The organism is Bradyrhizobium sp. 18BD, from assembly GCF_054185225.1.
Genome location: NZ_JAVAYL010000005.1, coordinates 411,422 through 425,354, shown reverse-complemented (window position 1 = coordinate 425,354; position 13,933 = coordinate 411,422). Strand labels below are relative to the sequence as shown.

10 protein-coding genes are annotated in these 13,933 nt (G+C 65.2%); 6 read left to right on the top strand and 4 right to left on the bottom strand.

The annotated features are described in order from the left end of the window. Positions 1-461: 461 nt before the first annotated feature. The 3 genes from RAD16_RS12570 to RAD16_RS12560 form a co-directional block, all read right to left on the bottom strand. Positions 462-1,445: a helix-turn-helix domain-containing protein gene (locus RAD16_RS12570; RefSeq protein ID WP_458158182.1), complete on the bottom strand. Its 984-nt coding sequence runs from the start codon at positions 1,443-1,445 to the stop codon at positions 462-464. 308 nt (positions 1,446-1,753) lie between these two features. Next, positions 1,754-2,461, bottom strand: a complete 708-nt coding sequence (locus RAD16_RS12565; RefSeq protein ID WP_458158181.1) for a hypothetical protein — start codon at positions 2,459-2,461, stop codon at positions 1,754-1,756. A 118-nt stretch (positions 2,462-2,579) separates the two neighbouring features. Further along, on the bottom strand, positions 2,580-5,414 hold the full coding sequence (locus RAD16_RS12560) for an ATP-binding protein (protein WP_458158179.1): 2,835 nt from the start codon (positions 5,412-5,414) through the stop codon (positions 2,580-2,582). A gap of 339 nt (positions 5,415-5,753) precedes the next feature. Between RAD16_RS12560 and RAD16_RS12555 the strand changes: the two genes are divergently transcribed. The 6 genes from RAD16_RS12555 to msrA all read left to right on the top strand — a co-directional run bounded on the left by RAD16_RS12555 (position 5,754) and on the right by msrA (position 10,799). Then, positions 5,754-6,422: a sensor histidine kinase gene (locus tag RAD16_RS12555; protein WP_458158178.1), complete on the top strand. Its 669-nt coding sequence runs from the start codon at positions 5,754-5,756 to the stop codon at positions 6,420-6,422. 32 nt (positions 6,423-6,454) lie between these two features. Further along, positions 6,455-7,144, top strand: a complete 690-nt coding sequence (locus RAD16_RS12550) for a VOC family protein (RefSeq protein ID WP_458158177.1) — start codon at positions 6,455-6,457, stop codon at positions 7,142-7,144. Positions 7,145-7,387: 243 nt separating this feature from the next. Next, positions 7,388-8,701, top strand: coding sequence for an epoxide hydrolase family protein (locus tag RAD16_RS12545; protein WP_458158176.1), 1,314 nt, complete (start codon positions 7,388-7,390; stop codon positions 8,699-8,701). Positions 8,702-8,762: 61 nt separating this feature from the next. Continuing rightward, positions 8,763-9,611 (top strand): enoyl-CoA hydratase/isomerase family protein, encoded by an 849-nt coding sequence (locus RAD16_RS12540; protein ID WP_458158175.1) that lies wholly within the window; start codon positions 8,763-8,765, stop codon positions 9,609-9,611. Positions 9,612-9,722: 111 nt separating this feature from the next. After that, the gene (locus RAD16_RS12535) at positions 9,723-10,145 is read left to right on the top strand and encodes an OsmC family protein (RefSeq protein WP_458158174.1); all 423 of its coding nucleotides are present in this window, start codon (positions 9,723-9,725) and stop codon (positions 10,143-10,145) included. A 138-nt stretch (positions 10,146-10,283) separates the two neighbouring features. Next, positions 10,284-10,799 carry a peptide-methionine (S)-S-oxide reductase MsrA gene (gene msrA, locus RAD16_RS12530; protein ID WP_458158173.1) on the top strand — a complete coding sequence of 172 codons (516 nt, stop codon included), beginning with the start codon at positions 10,284-10,286 and terminating at the stop codon, positions 10,797-10,799. A 71-nt stretch (positions 10,800-10,870) separates the two neighbouring features. Here msrA and RAD16_RS12525 read toward each other — a convergent pair whose 3' ends face one another. Then, positions 10,871-13,717, bottom strand: a complete 2,847-nt coding sequence (locus tag RAD16_RS12525) for an ATP-binding protein (protein ID WP_458158172.1) — start codon at positions 13,715-13,717, stop codon at positions 10,871-10,873. Positions 13,718-13,933 lie beyond the last annotated feature (216 nt).

Here is a 13,933-nt window from a genome sequence, read left to right as displayed (position 1 = left end):
GAGCTTGTTGACCGACGTCTCAGGGTTCTGCTTCCACCCTTGCACGATCATCCCACTCACACTTCTTTCGGACGTCCGGGAGACAACCCTTCCTCATGCCTCCCCCCTTGACTTGGGACATAAGAGGATGACGGGATTGGCAATGACGATGTGGAGACGATGCGCCGCTATCCATCACCGTCACCCTGAGGTGCCGAAGCGAAGCGGAGGCCTCGAAGGGCGACGGCCCGGCTCTATCGGGGCCGCTCATCCTTCGAGGTTCCCGATGGAGCGCTCTGCGCTCCATCGCTCGCACCTCAGGATGACGGAATTGGCAGTGTCGTCACTGCAAGCATCGCGGCGCCGTAAAAAGGGGCCGCCCTGTGTGGGAGCAGGGACGGCCCCGAGTGGCTCGTGGCCCGGGAGGAGGAGGGCGCGAGCCGGCGCAAGTGGCAGGGCACTTACGCCAAAGGGATAGCAAGCTAGGCGGCGGCGCTGGCGATCCAGTCGTTCTCTGCGCCGGACCGGCTCCGCGGCAGCGCTTCGATCTCGCTGCGCTCGCCCTTGCTGACGAGGCGCCAGCGCGCCGGCGATTGACCGCTGATGCGCTTGAACACGGTCGAAAAATGCGCCTGCGTGCTGAAGCCGACGGCGAGCGCGATTTCGGCGAGCGGCCGCCCGGTCGTCGCGAGTAGCGTCTTGGCATGCTCGATCCGGTGGTTGAGCAGATATTCGCGCGGGCGATAGCCGGTCGCGGCGCGGAACTGCGCCGCAAAGTGCATGCGCGACAGGCCTGCGACATTTGCGAGCTCGGACAGGCTGAGGCAGCGGTCGAAATGATCGGCGATGTATTGCTCGACCCGCCGCAAACGCCATTTCGGCAAGGCGTTGACCTTGGCGCGCGGCGGATCCAGCCGGGTGAGATGCACCGCGAGGGTCTGGCTGATGCAGCGCGTGAAGCGGTGGTCCGCCACCTCGCTACGCGCCATCAGCGCCTTCGCAAGCTGTGCTGCGAGCGGGTCGCGCAGCAGAACGAGGTCGTTCAGTCCTTCGGTCGTGGCGAACTGCGCGGGAAAATGATCCGTGGAGATGTGGAAGTGCAGGAATGCGCAGGGCGCCTGGAACTGGACGCTGAGCTGCCGCGACGGCGCACTGACGTACATCGAGCCCGCGGGCATCGTGCCGTCAAAGATGATCTGGCGCTCCCGCGTCAGTCTGGCGCGCGTCGGTTTCAGGGCAATGCCGACGAAATAGCAGCTCTCTGGCGTCGTCGCCTCATGCGACGAGGTGTCGCGCGGATCTTCCCACCGCGAGACAATGATGTCCCCGGCGGCTTCCGGATTGTGATCGATCCGGCGCCATTGGCTCTCCTGGGTGATCGCCTGCGTGGTGTGAGGCAGCTCCTGATCGCGCGGGCTGGCTGGAAAATCGATCCAGACATGCGCGGTCTGCAAATCGGTCAACATCGTTTGTCCTCTCCTGGCTCTGCCGCTGTTTGCAACGCCCGGCAACGTGCAAACCCAACCCTTTCCATGCTGAGATGATAGACGTGAGTTGGCCAGGAAGCCCGTTAGTGGTGATTAGGATCTGTTAGTTTTTGTGCGCCGCATCGGGTGTGGCAGCTCGTCGCAGGACGAGTTGATTTCGTACAATTTTTCAAAGATCTGCCGACGCACCTCGCATCGGTGCCGGGTCTATTCGCGCCGTGTTTTCATGAAGCAGTCGTCAAGATGAGCGAGACGTGACCGAGCTCTCGGCGCGCGCGCGTGTCGCGCTACTCGAACACGGCGTCGAAAATCTCGACGTCCATCAGCACGGGCTTGCCGATCACCGCTCCGTCAGGCTGCAGCATCTGCACGCGCCGCAGCGTCGGCACGACGATGCCGCCGAAACTGTCATGAGCCCAGGAGTAGTGCGTGACCTTCATCCCGAAGAGATCGTGATCGCTCCGCCGTTGCAGTGCGTTCTCGTCGAAATAGAAGATCTGCTCGGGCGCGAGCGTGATCAGGTGCGCGGGGAATTGCGCGCGCAGCCGCCGCCAGGTCTCGGTGCTTTCCTGCCAGGGCGGCAGCTCCTCCAGCACGACGTCGGGATGCGCGAGCAGGAACGGGACCGTCAGGTAATTCCAGATCGCAACGCCGCAGAAGAAGACGAGGTGCAGTTCGTCCGCAAGCGCGGGGGGAGTAGCCTCGGGAAAGGCGAGGCTCGGATTTCGCCAGGTCCGGAGCACCTCGCCATCCACGCTTTCGATCGTGATCGCATCCGGCTGAAAGGAGCCCGAGTGTTCTCCCCCGGTGATGCCGGTGAAGCGGACGGATTGCGTCCGGGTCGAGCCTTCCGCGGTCACGTCCTTGAATTCCCTGGCATGCCCGGCGCTGGAAAACAGCGTTCCGCCGACGGACAGGTGGAGCGTGAACCGGGTCAAGCTGTCCCAGCGGGCCAAACCGCCGCTGGCATCGATTACGTCGTCAAGAAGAGCCATGTCCCGCCATATCCGCCGTGAAGTGTCGCCACCATGGCGGGGCGGATGCGGCTTGGCGTGTTAGAAGTTGTTAGGAGTTGCGAGCGGATGGAGTGACGGTATCTCGTTGAAGATACTGTCAATTCAGCGCGCCCAGGAGCTCCCTGGCGGCGACCAGATCGCGGCTCTGGAGCCCTTCCTGGTAGCGCGCGAGGAGCGGCGCGAGCAACTCGCGTGCAGCGCCGGCCTTTCCGGTCTGGCGCCAGAGCCGGCCGAGGCTGATCGTCCCCCGCAGCTCCCAGCCGAGCGAGCATTGCCGCCGCGACAGATCGAGCGATGTCCGGAAGCAACGCTCGGCCTCCGCGGCATGGCCCGATCGGACCAGGATCTCGCCCTTGACGCGAAGCATCTCCGGCATGTCGAAGGACTCGCCGTGATCGGGGATCTGGGCGATCGCCTCGTTGATCGTCTGCAAGGCCTCGTCCGGCTGGTTCTGAGAGGCGAGGCCTTCGGCGAGTGCCGTAGCAAACACCGTCGTCATGATCCGGTGCCGCGTCGCGTACAGCGTGGCCTGGCTGCGGCGAAGATGCTCGATCCCGCCCGTGACGTCGCCGCGGCGCAGCAGCAACTCGCCCTTCTGGCCGATTCCGACGGCGTGATAGGGGCTGAGGAAGTGTCGCGCCGAATGATCGATCAGCCGCTCGATCAGGATTTCGGCATTGGCCCAGTCGCCGACCCAGAGAAACACGTAGATCGTCCAGATCAGGGAGATGCCGAGCGTCAGCGGCTGTTCGAGCAGTTCGGCCTCGCGCACCGTGTATCTGGCTGCCTCGATCGCGCGATCGGGCCGGCCGGTGAGCCAGAGCCCGCGCGCCAGCGCCACCAGTGCGACGATGCGGTCGTCATAGCCGAGATGACCGATGTTCAGCCGCTGCGAGCCGGGATTCTGCACCATCGCGCTCTGGCAGAACTGCACCGCCTTGTCCTGGTTGCCGATCAGATGATGCGCGACGCCCAGCATCCATTCGACGTTCAGCGTGGCGGCCGGATCGTTCAGCTTCCGCGCAACGCTCTCGCCCTGTTCGCCGGTCCCGAGCGCGCCGTGAAAATCCCCAACCCTGGTCAGGTAGATGTGCAGGCCGCGCAGCAGCCAGAGCTGCCAGTGCAAATCCTCGAGCTCCTGCGCAAGCTGGAGACTGCGCGTGAACGCCGCCCGCACCGCCTCGGTATTGCCTTGCGTGAACATCACGGAGACGCCGAGCGCGGCCTGGAGAGTCATCTCCTGGCGGCTGTCCAGCGCGCCAGTGTCGAGCGCCTGCTGAGTCCAGCGATAGCACTCCGTCAGCAATGTCAGCTCGAGGAAGAACTGGGCGGCGGAGGCCGCCAGTTCAACGCCGATCGTCCGGTCGCCGCTGTCCGAAAAACTCCAGGTCAGCGCCGCCCGGACATTGGGCAGATGATCGGCATAGGGCAGGAATCCGCCCGCGCTTTGCATGCCGGTCGATTTGAGCGCGATGTCGCGGAGAAAATCGCGGAAATATTCGGCGTGTGCGCGCGCGACGCGGTCGGCTTCCCCGTTCTGGACGAGCTTGTCGCCGACGAAGGCGCGCGTGGTGTCGAGCAGGCGATAGCGCAGCCGCCGCTCCGCCGGCGAGGTCGCGATCAGGGATTTCGAGAGCAGGTTCGAGATCGCCTCGACCGCCTCGGGCTCGCCGATGCCCTGGCTGGACGCGACGGCAAGCGCAGCCTCCAGCGTGAACGGGCCAACGAAGACCGACAACGCGCGCAGCGTCGCGCTTTCGGCCTCGGGCAACAGATCGTAGCTCCAGGCGAGCGCGGCGCTCAGGGTTTGATGCCGCGGGATCGCGGTCCGGCGTCCCCGCCACAGCAGCGAGAAGCGGTTGTCGAGCAGTGAGGCGGTTCCCGCAATGCCATAGGCGTTGACGCGTCCGGCCGCGAGCTCGATGGCGAGCGCGATGCCGTCCAGCCGTCGGCAGATCTCGGCGACGAGCGGCGCGTCCTCCTCTCTCAGCTCGAATTCGCTCAGGCTCTCGGCAATGCGTTCCACGAAGAGCCGGCTTGCGGGATAGGCAAGGACGTCGGCGATGCCGAGCCCCTCGCGGGCCGGCGGGCAGTCCAGCGGAAATAGCCGGTGCACGCGCTCGCCTTCCGCGCGGAAGGATTCACGGCTGGTGGCGAGAACATGCAGCTCGCCCGCCTCCTGGACGATGCGCTCCGCCAGCGGCGCGAGCTCGTCGATGATGTGCTCGCAACTGTCGAACACCAGCAGCGTCCGCCGGCTGCGCAGGGATGTCAGCAGGCCCGGCATCGGGTCGTCGGAATTGACGGTCAGGCCGAGCGCGGCAGCAATGGTCCCGGGAACGAGCCGGGCATCGGTCAGCGCGCCGAAATCGACAAAATACACCTGGCCGGCGAAGCCTTCGAGCTCGCGATGCGCGACGGCGAGTGCGACCGATGTCTTGCCGATCCCGCCGGGGCCGACGATCGTGACGAAGCGATGCTGGGCGAGCTCGGCGATGATCTTCTCGACGGCCTCGTCCCGCCCGATCATCCTCGCCAGCGGCGAGGGCAGCGAACGGGGCGATGCGGCCGGCATGTCGGCTCGGTTCTCCACAGCAGCCGGGCGCAGCAACGGGGCGGTGAAGCAATAGCCGCGTCCGGGGACGTTGACGACGTAGCGCGAAGCTTCACCCGCATCGCCCAGGGCCTTGCGCAGCGTCGTGATGTGGAAGCGCAGGCTGCCTTCATCGACATTCACGTCGGACCAGACCCGCTTGATCAACTCCCGCTTGTCCACGACCTCGCCGGCGCGCTCGGCGAGAAAAATCAGGATGTCGAGCGCGCGGCCGCCCAGATGCTGCGGGACACCGTCCTTCTCCAGCAGCCGCGACCTTGCAAACAGCCGGTATGGTCCGAAGGAAATTGCCGAATCCTGGTCGTTGGTGTCCCGCACGGTCCAAGGTTTCCAGTGACTGGGTCCAGTGAAAGGGCTGACGTCGGCGCTTTGGTCTAGCAGAACGAGGTCGTCAGTAAACTGGCCGAAAGTGGCGAAATGGCGTGGTGATCGCCAAACGCGCATGGACCGTCCGTCGCAAATTTTGCTTAAACGCGAGCCGTTTATCGCGTGACTGCGACAATCCGTCAGCCTGCTTGACCGTCGCGGTAAGCGTGCCCGCTGCAACAATGTGAAGCCGCTGGTCATAACAGATTCTTGCAACGTCTAACGAGCAAAACGCGCGCGACGCATCCACTATAGGCTTCGAGTTAGGTCCATTCCAACGGGGAGGCCATCATGTCCGCTCTCGGCTCGATGCCGGACGGCAGTACCGTTCGATCTCAGTTCGTCGCCGGCCTCGACGATCCGTCGCGGGACTGGGAATTGGTGTTGCGGGAGTCCCACCACCGCATGAAGAACACGCTGACGCTGCTGGGTGCGTCAGTCCGTCGCGACTTCACGCGAGCGGGCTCCAGGGACGTGTCGCAGGCAGTAGACCGGTTCGAGCGGCGCATCGTTGCCTTCGGCAGGCTCTATCAGCTCCTGTCCGACAACGGCGATCCATCGATGGTGTCGGTCGAGACCTTCTTCGAAAATTTGTGCGGAGCGATCTCCGAGGCCGTGCTGGAGCCTGCAGGCATCCGCTGTGAGGCCGCGATCGAGAGCGGCACGCTGCCGGCGTCGCATTGTCACCGCCTCGCCCTGATGCTGACGGAGCTGGTCACCAATGCGGCCAAGCACGCTTTCCCGAACAAGACCGGCGCGCTGATCCGCATCGACATGGCGAGCTGCGACGACGCCTGGGCCTGCACGGTGGCCGACAACGGCATCGGCGCGACCGCGCCGCTGCAGGGCACCGGCAGCCGCATCCTCGAAGGGCTCGCACGCAGCATCCATGCGCGCTTGCATGGCGAGGCCGGGCAGGGCGGCACGCGGATCACCATCGTGATGCCGAGGGCGGATTGAAAATCGTCTCAACTTGAATCGGGGAGTTCCACATGGCTACACTCGAAATCGACCGCGACGCCGCGGCCAAGTCCGCGACATCGCGGAGCGTTGATCAGAAGCTCGAAGTCGTCGTCATCCCGGTGTCCGACGTCGACCGCGCCAAGGCGTTCTACACCCATCTCGGCTGGCGACTGGATGCTGACTTCGCATCCGGCGACGACTGGCGCGTGATCCAGTTCACGCCGCCGGGGTCGGCCTGCTCGGTGATCTTCGGCAGGAACGTCACGGCCGCAGCGCCCGGCTCGACGCGTGGACTGTATCTGATCGTCTCCGATCTGGATGCTGCGCGAAAGGATCTGCTCGACCGCGGCATCGAGGTCAGCGAGCCATTCCACGGCGCCGGCGATGTTCACGCCGGGACTGACGAGCCCTATCTGTTCGGCAGCGTTCGCCTCAGCGGTGCCGATCCCAAGCGCGGCAGCTACAGCTCGTTCGCCGCGTTCAGCGATCCCGACGGCAATGGCTGGGTGTTCCAGGAAATCACCACGCGATTGCCCGGACGCATCGCGGCAGACGGCACCACCTTCGCCTCGCAGGCTGATCTTGCTGCCGCACTGCGCCGCGCGGCGGTAGCACATGGCGAGCACGAGACGCGGACCGGCGGACACGACGAGAATTGGGCCGCCTGGTATGCCGACTATATCGTGCGCGAGCAGGCCGGTCAGCCGCTGCCATCCTGAAGGTTCTGCCTGCTCCGATCACGACGCGCGATGATGCGTTCGTCGGGCGCCGTTTTGCGTTGGCTCGCGCGCAAGCGCATCGGCCGCCCGTTGCAATCACGCCGGCTCGCAACGGCTAACGCGGCCTAACAAGCCATAACGAGCAAATCGAAGGCGTATGCGCCAATCTCCCTGCGCGACGAAACGACGTCCCGATTTCGAATCCGATCAACGTGACGGATTGCACAGCAAGGGAGATCCGACATGACCACGCAAGCACGCACCGACATTCTCAACCCCGACCGCCGTCAACTGCTCGGCCAGGCCGCGATGACCGCGGTTGCCGCCGGCGTATCCAGCCTGCTGCCTCTGCATCCCGCCAAAGCGGCTGGGAGCGGCGCGATCCGCCCGTTCCGCGTCAACGTGGCCGAGGAGGATCTGGTCGATCTGCGTCGCCGTCTGGTGGCAACGCGCTGGCCCGATCGCGAGATCGTCGCAGACCAGTCGCAGGGCGTGCAGCTCACGACGATCCAGCAGCTCGTGCGCTACTGGCAGAACGATTACGACTGGCGCAAGATGGAGACGCGCCTGAATGCCTTGCCGCAATTCGTCACCGAGATCGACGGCGTCGACATTCATTTCATTCATGTCCGCTCGCGGCACGAGAACGCACTGCCGATGATCGTCACCCATGGCTGGCCCGGATCGATCATCGAGCAGATGAAGATCGTCGACCCGCTCACCGATCCCACCGCGCACGGCGCCAGGGCCGCTGACGCGTTCGATCTCGTGATTCCCTCGCTGCCCGGCCACGGTTTCTCCGGCAAGCCGGGCGAGCTCGGCTGGGATCCGCAGCGCATCGCGCGTGCCTGGATCGTGTTGATGAAGCGGCTCGGCTACAGCCGCTACGTCGCGCAGGGCGGCGATTGGGGCAATGCCGTTACGGAGCAGATGGCGCTGATCGCGCCGCCGGAGCTGCTCGGCATCCACACCAACATGCCCGCGACCGTCCCCGACGACATCGCCAAGGCGCTGCAGCCCGGCGGAACGCGTCCTGCGGACCTCTCGGCCGACGAGCGCATTGCCTACGACCAGCTCGACGATTTCTACAAGCACGGCCTTGGCTATGCGATCGAGATGTCGAACCGGCCGCAGACGCTTTATGGCCTGGTCGATTCTCCGGCGGGCCTTGCGTCCTGGATGCTCGACCACGATGCGCGCAGCGCCGCGATGATTGCACGCGTGTTCGACGGCAAAACCGAAGGGCTGTCGCGCGACGACGTGATCGACAACGTCACGCTCTATTGGCTGACCAACACCGCGGTCTCGTCGGCGCGGCTGTACTGGGAGAACAAGCTGGTGTTCTTCGCGCCGAAGCACATCAAGATCCCGGTCGCCGTCAGCGTGTTTCCCGACGAGATCTATGCCGCGCCGCAGAGCTGGGCCGAGAAGGCCTATCCCAAGCTGATGCACTATAACCGCCTCGACAAGGGCGGCCATTTCGCGGCCTGGGAGCAGCCCGCGCTGTTCTCCGTCGAAGTGCGCACCGCGTTCCGCCCGCTACGCCAGTCGATCTGAAGCGAGTAGGGCGCGCCCGCCGGGCGTCCCGTTTCAAACACGAACATCAGGAGTGCCAACCATGAACCGCCCCGAACGCAGCTTCACCACCGACGACATCCGCCTCGAGCGCCGCTTGCCGGCATACTGGCGCGTCACCTTCGACATGCCGCCGGTGAATATTTTCGGCCCGAAGCAGCTTCCGCTGCTGAACGACATCATCACCGCCATCGAAACCGATCCTGACGTGAAGGTGGTCGTGTTCGACAGCGCCGTCGAAGGCTTCTTCATCACGCATTACGACTTCCTCGCGCCGCTGCAGGACTCGCTTCGTATCCCGCCCGGGCCGACCGGCCTGCAGGCGCTGCCCGACATGCTGGTGCGCCTCAGCCGCGCGCCTGTTGTCTCGATCGCCTCGATCCGCGGCCGTGCGACCGGTGTCGGCAGCGAGCTCGCGCTCGCCAGCGACATGCGCTTCGCCAGCCGTGAGAAAGCCATCCTGTCGCAGTGGGAGGTCGGTGCGGGTCTCGTGCCCGGCGGCGGGCCGATGGCACGGTTGCCGCGCCTGATGGGCCGTGGCCGTGCGCTCGAAGTGCTGCTCGGCGCCGACGATATCCACGGTGATCTCGCCGAGCGCTACGGTTACGTGAACCGGGCGCTCCCGGATGCCGAGCTCGACGGCTTCGTCGAGGCGCTTGCGATGCGCATCGCGTCCTTCGACAAGGAGGCGATCGCCGAGACCAAGCGTCTCGTCGATGTTGCGAGCCTGCCGCCGGATGCCGAGATCCAGCCAGAGTGGGACGCGTTCCTGGCCGCGCTCGGCCGTCCCGCGAGCCAGACCCGGATCAAGGCGCTGATGGCGCGTGGCTTCCACCACGCCGGCGACGTCGAGAACCGGCTCGGCTTCCATGTCGGGCAAATCGGGACCTAACGGAACCGCTACGGCGTTCGGCCGGTTGGAAGGACGACAGGCGGTCGTGCCAATGTCGCTTTCCTCCGGTACCGAGCGCCGGTGCTTGAAAAACCAACAAGGAGAACTGAGATGATCCGTAAGGCAACAGCAGTCTGGAAGGGCACGGGGCGCGATGGCACCGGGCATCTGTCGAGCGAATCCGGCGTGCTCGCTACGACGCCCTATTCGTTCAAGACCCGCTTCGAGAACGAGAAGGGCACCAATCCCGAGGAATTGATCGCGGCCGCTCATGCCGGCTGTTTTACGATGGCGCTGGCCTTCGGCCTGCAGATGGCAGGGTTCACGCCGGATGAGCTTTCGACCGAAGCCGCCGTCACGCTCGAGCCGGAAGGCAAGGGTTTCAAGATCAGCAAGTCGGCGCTCACCCTGCGCGCCAAGGTGCCGAATCTCGACGACGCCGGATTCGCCAAGATCGCCGGCGAGGCTGAGAAGAACTGTCCGGTGTCGAAGGTGCTCAACGCCGCGATCACGCTCGACGCCAAATTGGGCTAGAGGCGAGCGCTGTGTGCCCATCCGGTTCTGAAGGAACCGGGTGGGCATACGCGAAATCCGCGTCTTTCGGCCGATCAGCCAAGAGCATATGATGCGACAGACGCAGGGCAGACAAAAGGTTCAACCGGGAGCGACCATATGACGACAGAGCGCGCAGTTTTGGCCGGAGGCTGCTTCTGGGGCATGCAGGATCTGATCCGCAGGCAGCCGGGCGTGATCTCGACCCGCGTCGGCTACACCGGCGGGCACGTCAAGAACGCCACCTATCGCAATCACGAAGGCCATGCTGAAGCCATCGAGATCATCTTCAACCCCGCGAAGACGAGCTTCCGCACCATGCTCGAGTTCTTCTTCCAGATTCATGATCCGACGACGCTTAATCGCCAGGGCAATGATCTCGGTACGAGCTATCGCTCCGCGATCTTCTACACCAGCGACGAGCAGAAGCGGATTGCCGAAGACACCATCGCCGATGTCGAGGCCTCCGGCCTGTGGCCCGGCAAGGTGGTCACCGAGGTCACCCCCGTCGGCGAGTTCTGGGAAGCCGAGCCGGAGCATCAGGATTATCTTGAGCGTTATCCCGACGGCTACACCTGTCACTTCATCCGGCCGGACTGGAAGCTGCCGCGGCGCGCGGCTGTTGCGGGAGGCTAGAGCATGATCCGGAAAAGTGCGTAGCGGTTTTCCGAAAAGATCATGCTCAAACAAAAACCTGAAGCGCGCGGTCAATTGCGCAGTTGCGCCATCAACCCGCGCGCGACGCGCATGTCGGCGATGTCGGTGCCTTCGGTGAATGAGGCGCACGTCGTCTCGAGAATCGCCAGAGCGTCCGCGCTCCGGCCGGCACCGACAACAGTCCGTGCGAGACTGATTGCGCATCGCAACTCCCAGAAGCGGGCGCCTTGCTGAACGGCCATGTCCATGGCCTCGCGAAAGTGAGCTTCGGCATCCCCTGAATGCCGCGCGCTCCTGAGCATCAGCCCGCCCTTGATGCGGAGCAGCTCCGGCAGATACCACAGCTCCTGCCGGTCTCTGCAGCGGGTCAGCGCGTCCTCGATCACGTCGAGGCCGCGGTCGATCTGGTCGGCTTCCAGAAAGCCGGCGGCGAGCTCGCCGAGCAGCGGGAGGAAGCGCGGCAGGAAGCGTGCATCGCCGGCGCGATTGAGCTCTTCGCGCAGCAGCGGCAGGCCGGTGGCGACATCGCCCCGCTTGGCCATGACCGCTGCGTTGAAGGCGCGCGCCCACAGGCCCCACAGCCGGATCGCATGGCGTTCGGTGTGCTCGAGCAGCTCGGTGCCATGACGTTCGGCGGCCTCGAGATCACCTGACCAGAACGAGATCGGGCACGCCGCCTGTCCGAGCACGCTGCAGAAGGTCAGGGCGTGACCGTTGGCGCGGCCTTCTTCGATGTTTCTTGCCGCGAGCGCCTGGGCCTGGTCGGCGAGACCTTGCAGCCACAGGATGCGCGCCCGGAAATATTGCGTCGAGATCCGGAGATCGAGCGGGAAGATCTTTGGCTTCTCCGCCAGCACGTGCAGCGAAGCGTTCACCCGGTCGATGCGCAGCCGCGCCTCGCTCTGGTCGCCGAGATAGTGTAGCGCGACGGCCATCAGCCGGTCGCCCAGCATCGGATCGGTCCTGTCCGGAGAGTTCGCCGCCACGGTCGCGAACCGGTCGGCCAGCGCACGCGCCTTGCCGAATTGTCCGTTGTTGAACTGGTCGATCGACAGGCCCCACAGCGCGCGCAGGCGGAAATCCTTGTCGTCGAGCCTGTCGGCCAGTTCGAGCGTGGTCTCGAGGATCGGCCGCGCCTCGCGCGCACGGCCCTCGCCATACATCAGCGACCAGCCGAGCGCCGACAGCAACTGCATGCGAATGTGATCGTCGCCGGTGTCGCCGAGCGCGGCGAGGGCGGTGCGGGTGCGCTCGCGGCATTCGGCGAACAGCGAAAGCCGGACCCACAGCGTGACGGCTGCCGCTGTCAATGCGATTCCCAGCGCGGCGTCACCGTCAGGCGCGAAGGCCCAGTCCAGTGCCGCGCGCACATTGTCCAGCTCCGCGCCATAGGTGCCGAGCCATTCGGGCAGCGGCGTCGATGTGTCGGCCTCGGCGCGCGCGAAGAAATCGCGGAAATGCTCGGCGTGGCGCCGCGCGACCTGCCTGGTTTCACCGAGCTCGTTGAGCTTGCCATGCGCGTAGGTGCGCGTGGTGTCGAGCAAGCGATAGCGCAGCGTCCGCGAGCCCGATGGCGAGATCAGGGATTTGGTGACGAGGCTGTCGATCGCTTCGAGCGTCTCCGACGCGCTGAGGCCGTCGCCGGCCGCAACGGTGGCAGCGGCCTCCGGCGCGAACGGGCCGGCGAAGACCGACAGGCGTCGCAAGGTCGCGCTCTCGGCCGGAGGCAGCAGGTCGTAGCTCCAGTCGAGCGCGGCGGCGAGCGTCTGGTGCCGCGGCACGGCGGTGCGCCGTCCGCGCCATTGCAGCGAGAAGCGGCTGTCGAGCAGGGAGGCGGTGCCTGCGATGCCATAGGCATTGACGCGCCCCGCCGCGAGCTCGATCGCAAGCGCGATGCCGTCGAGACGCCGGCAGATGCTGGCGACCAGCGGGGCTTCTTCGGCGCTGAGCTGGAACGGACCCGAGCTCTGCGCGATGCGTTCGACGAAGAGCTGCGCCGCTGGATAGGTGAGAACTTCGTCGACGCTCAAATCCTCGCGCTGCGGCGGACAATCCAGCGGGAACAGCCGGAAGATGCGCTCGCCTTCGCTCCGGAACGATTCGCGGCTGGTGGCGAGAACGCGAAGCTGCGGCGCTTCGCGAACGATGCGCTCGACGAGCGGGGCAAGTGCATCCAGCACGTGCTCGCAACTGTCGAAGATCAGCAGGCCGGGGCCGGACTTCAGGAATGTCAGCAGCGCCGGCGTTGGATCCTCCGCGCTGATGGTCAGCCCGAGCGCGGAGGCGATGGTCGTTGCGATATGGCTGGCATCCCTCAGCGGGCCGAAATCGACGAAGAACACGCGTCCGCCGAAATCCGCCGAACGGCGATTCCCGACCGTAACCGCAACGGCGGTCTTGCCGATCCCGCCCGGGCCGACCACGGTCATGAAGCGATAGAGCGACAGCCCGTTGGAGATCTTCTCGATGACCTCCTCGCGTCCGACCATCTTCGCAAGCTGGACGGGCAGGGAGCGAAGCGGAGCGATGGCGGCGGGGGCCGGTGCGACCGACGCAACCGGCGGAGCGGCTTGCGCGATCGACGCGACGAAGCAATAGCCGCGGCCGGGGACGTTGACGACGTAACGGGCCGATTTGCCGGTATCGCCGAGCGCCTTGCGGAGCGCTGCGACGTGGAAGCGGAGGCTGCCCTCGTCGACATTCACGTCCGCCCAGATGCGCTTGACCAGCTCTCTCTTGTCGACGACTTCGCCGGGGCGCTCGGCGAGGAAAATGAGAATATCGAGCGCGCGGCCGCCGACATGAAGCGGCGCGCCCTCTCTCTCAAGAAGCCGGGACTTCGGGAACAGTCGAAATGGCCCAAAGGAAATGGCCGAGTCTTCGCTACGATCTGGCACGCGCCATTGCCCCCGCAACGGGAGTCAAAAAGGTATTGGTTTCTGGTCTATCAGAACGATCCGTACAGTAAACTGGCCGAAAGGCGTGGGCCAGTCTGGCAGCCCTGCGCGGGCGGCTTGGGTCGCGCGATCTCCTGAAAAGTTATTTAAAGGTAACGGCTTAGCTCGCATGATTGTGACCGTGATGGCTGGCTCTTACCCGGATGTCGCATTGAC

Excerpts from the sequence above, each read along its gene's own strand:
- RAD16_RS12555 (WP_458158178.1), top strand. The coding sequence starts at position 5,754 with ATGTCCGCTCTCGGCTCGATGCCGGACGGCAGTACCGTTCGATCTCAG.
- RAD16_RS12565 (WP_458158181.1), bottom strand. The coding sequence starts at position 2,461 with ATGGCTCTTCTTGACGACGTAATCGATGCCAGCGGCGGTTTGGCCCGC.
- RAD16_RS12540 (WP_458158175.1), top strand. The coding sequence starts at position 8,763 with ATGAACCGCCCCGAACGCAGCTTCACCACCGACGACATCCGCCTCGAG.
- RAD16_RS12535 (WP_458158174.1), top strand. The coding sequence starts at position 9,723 with ATGATCCGTAAGGCAACAGCAGTCTGGAAGGGCACGGGGCGCGATGGC.
- RAD16_RS12550 (WP_458158177.1), top strand. The coding sequence starts at position 6,455 with ATGGCTACACTCGAAATCGACCGCGACGCCGCGGCCAAGTCCGCGACA.
- msrA (WP_458158173.1), top strand. The coding sequence starts at position 10,284 with ATGACGACAGAGCGCGCAGTTTTGGCCGGAGGCTGCTTCTGGGGCATG.
- RAD16_RS12545 (WP_458158176.1), top strand. The coding sequence starts at position 7,388 with ATGACCACGCAAGCACGCACCGACATTCTCAACCCCGACCGCCGTCAA.
- RAD16_RS12570 (WP_458158182.1), bottom strand. The coding sequence starts at position 1,445 with ATGTTGACCGATTTGCAGACCGCGCATGTCTGGATCGATTTTCCAGCC.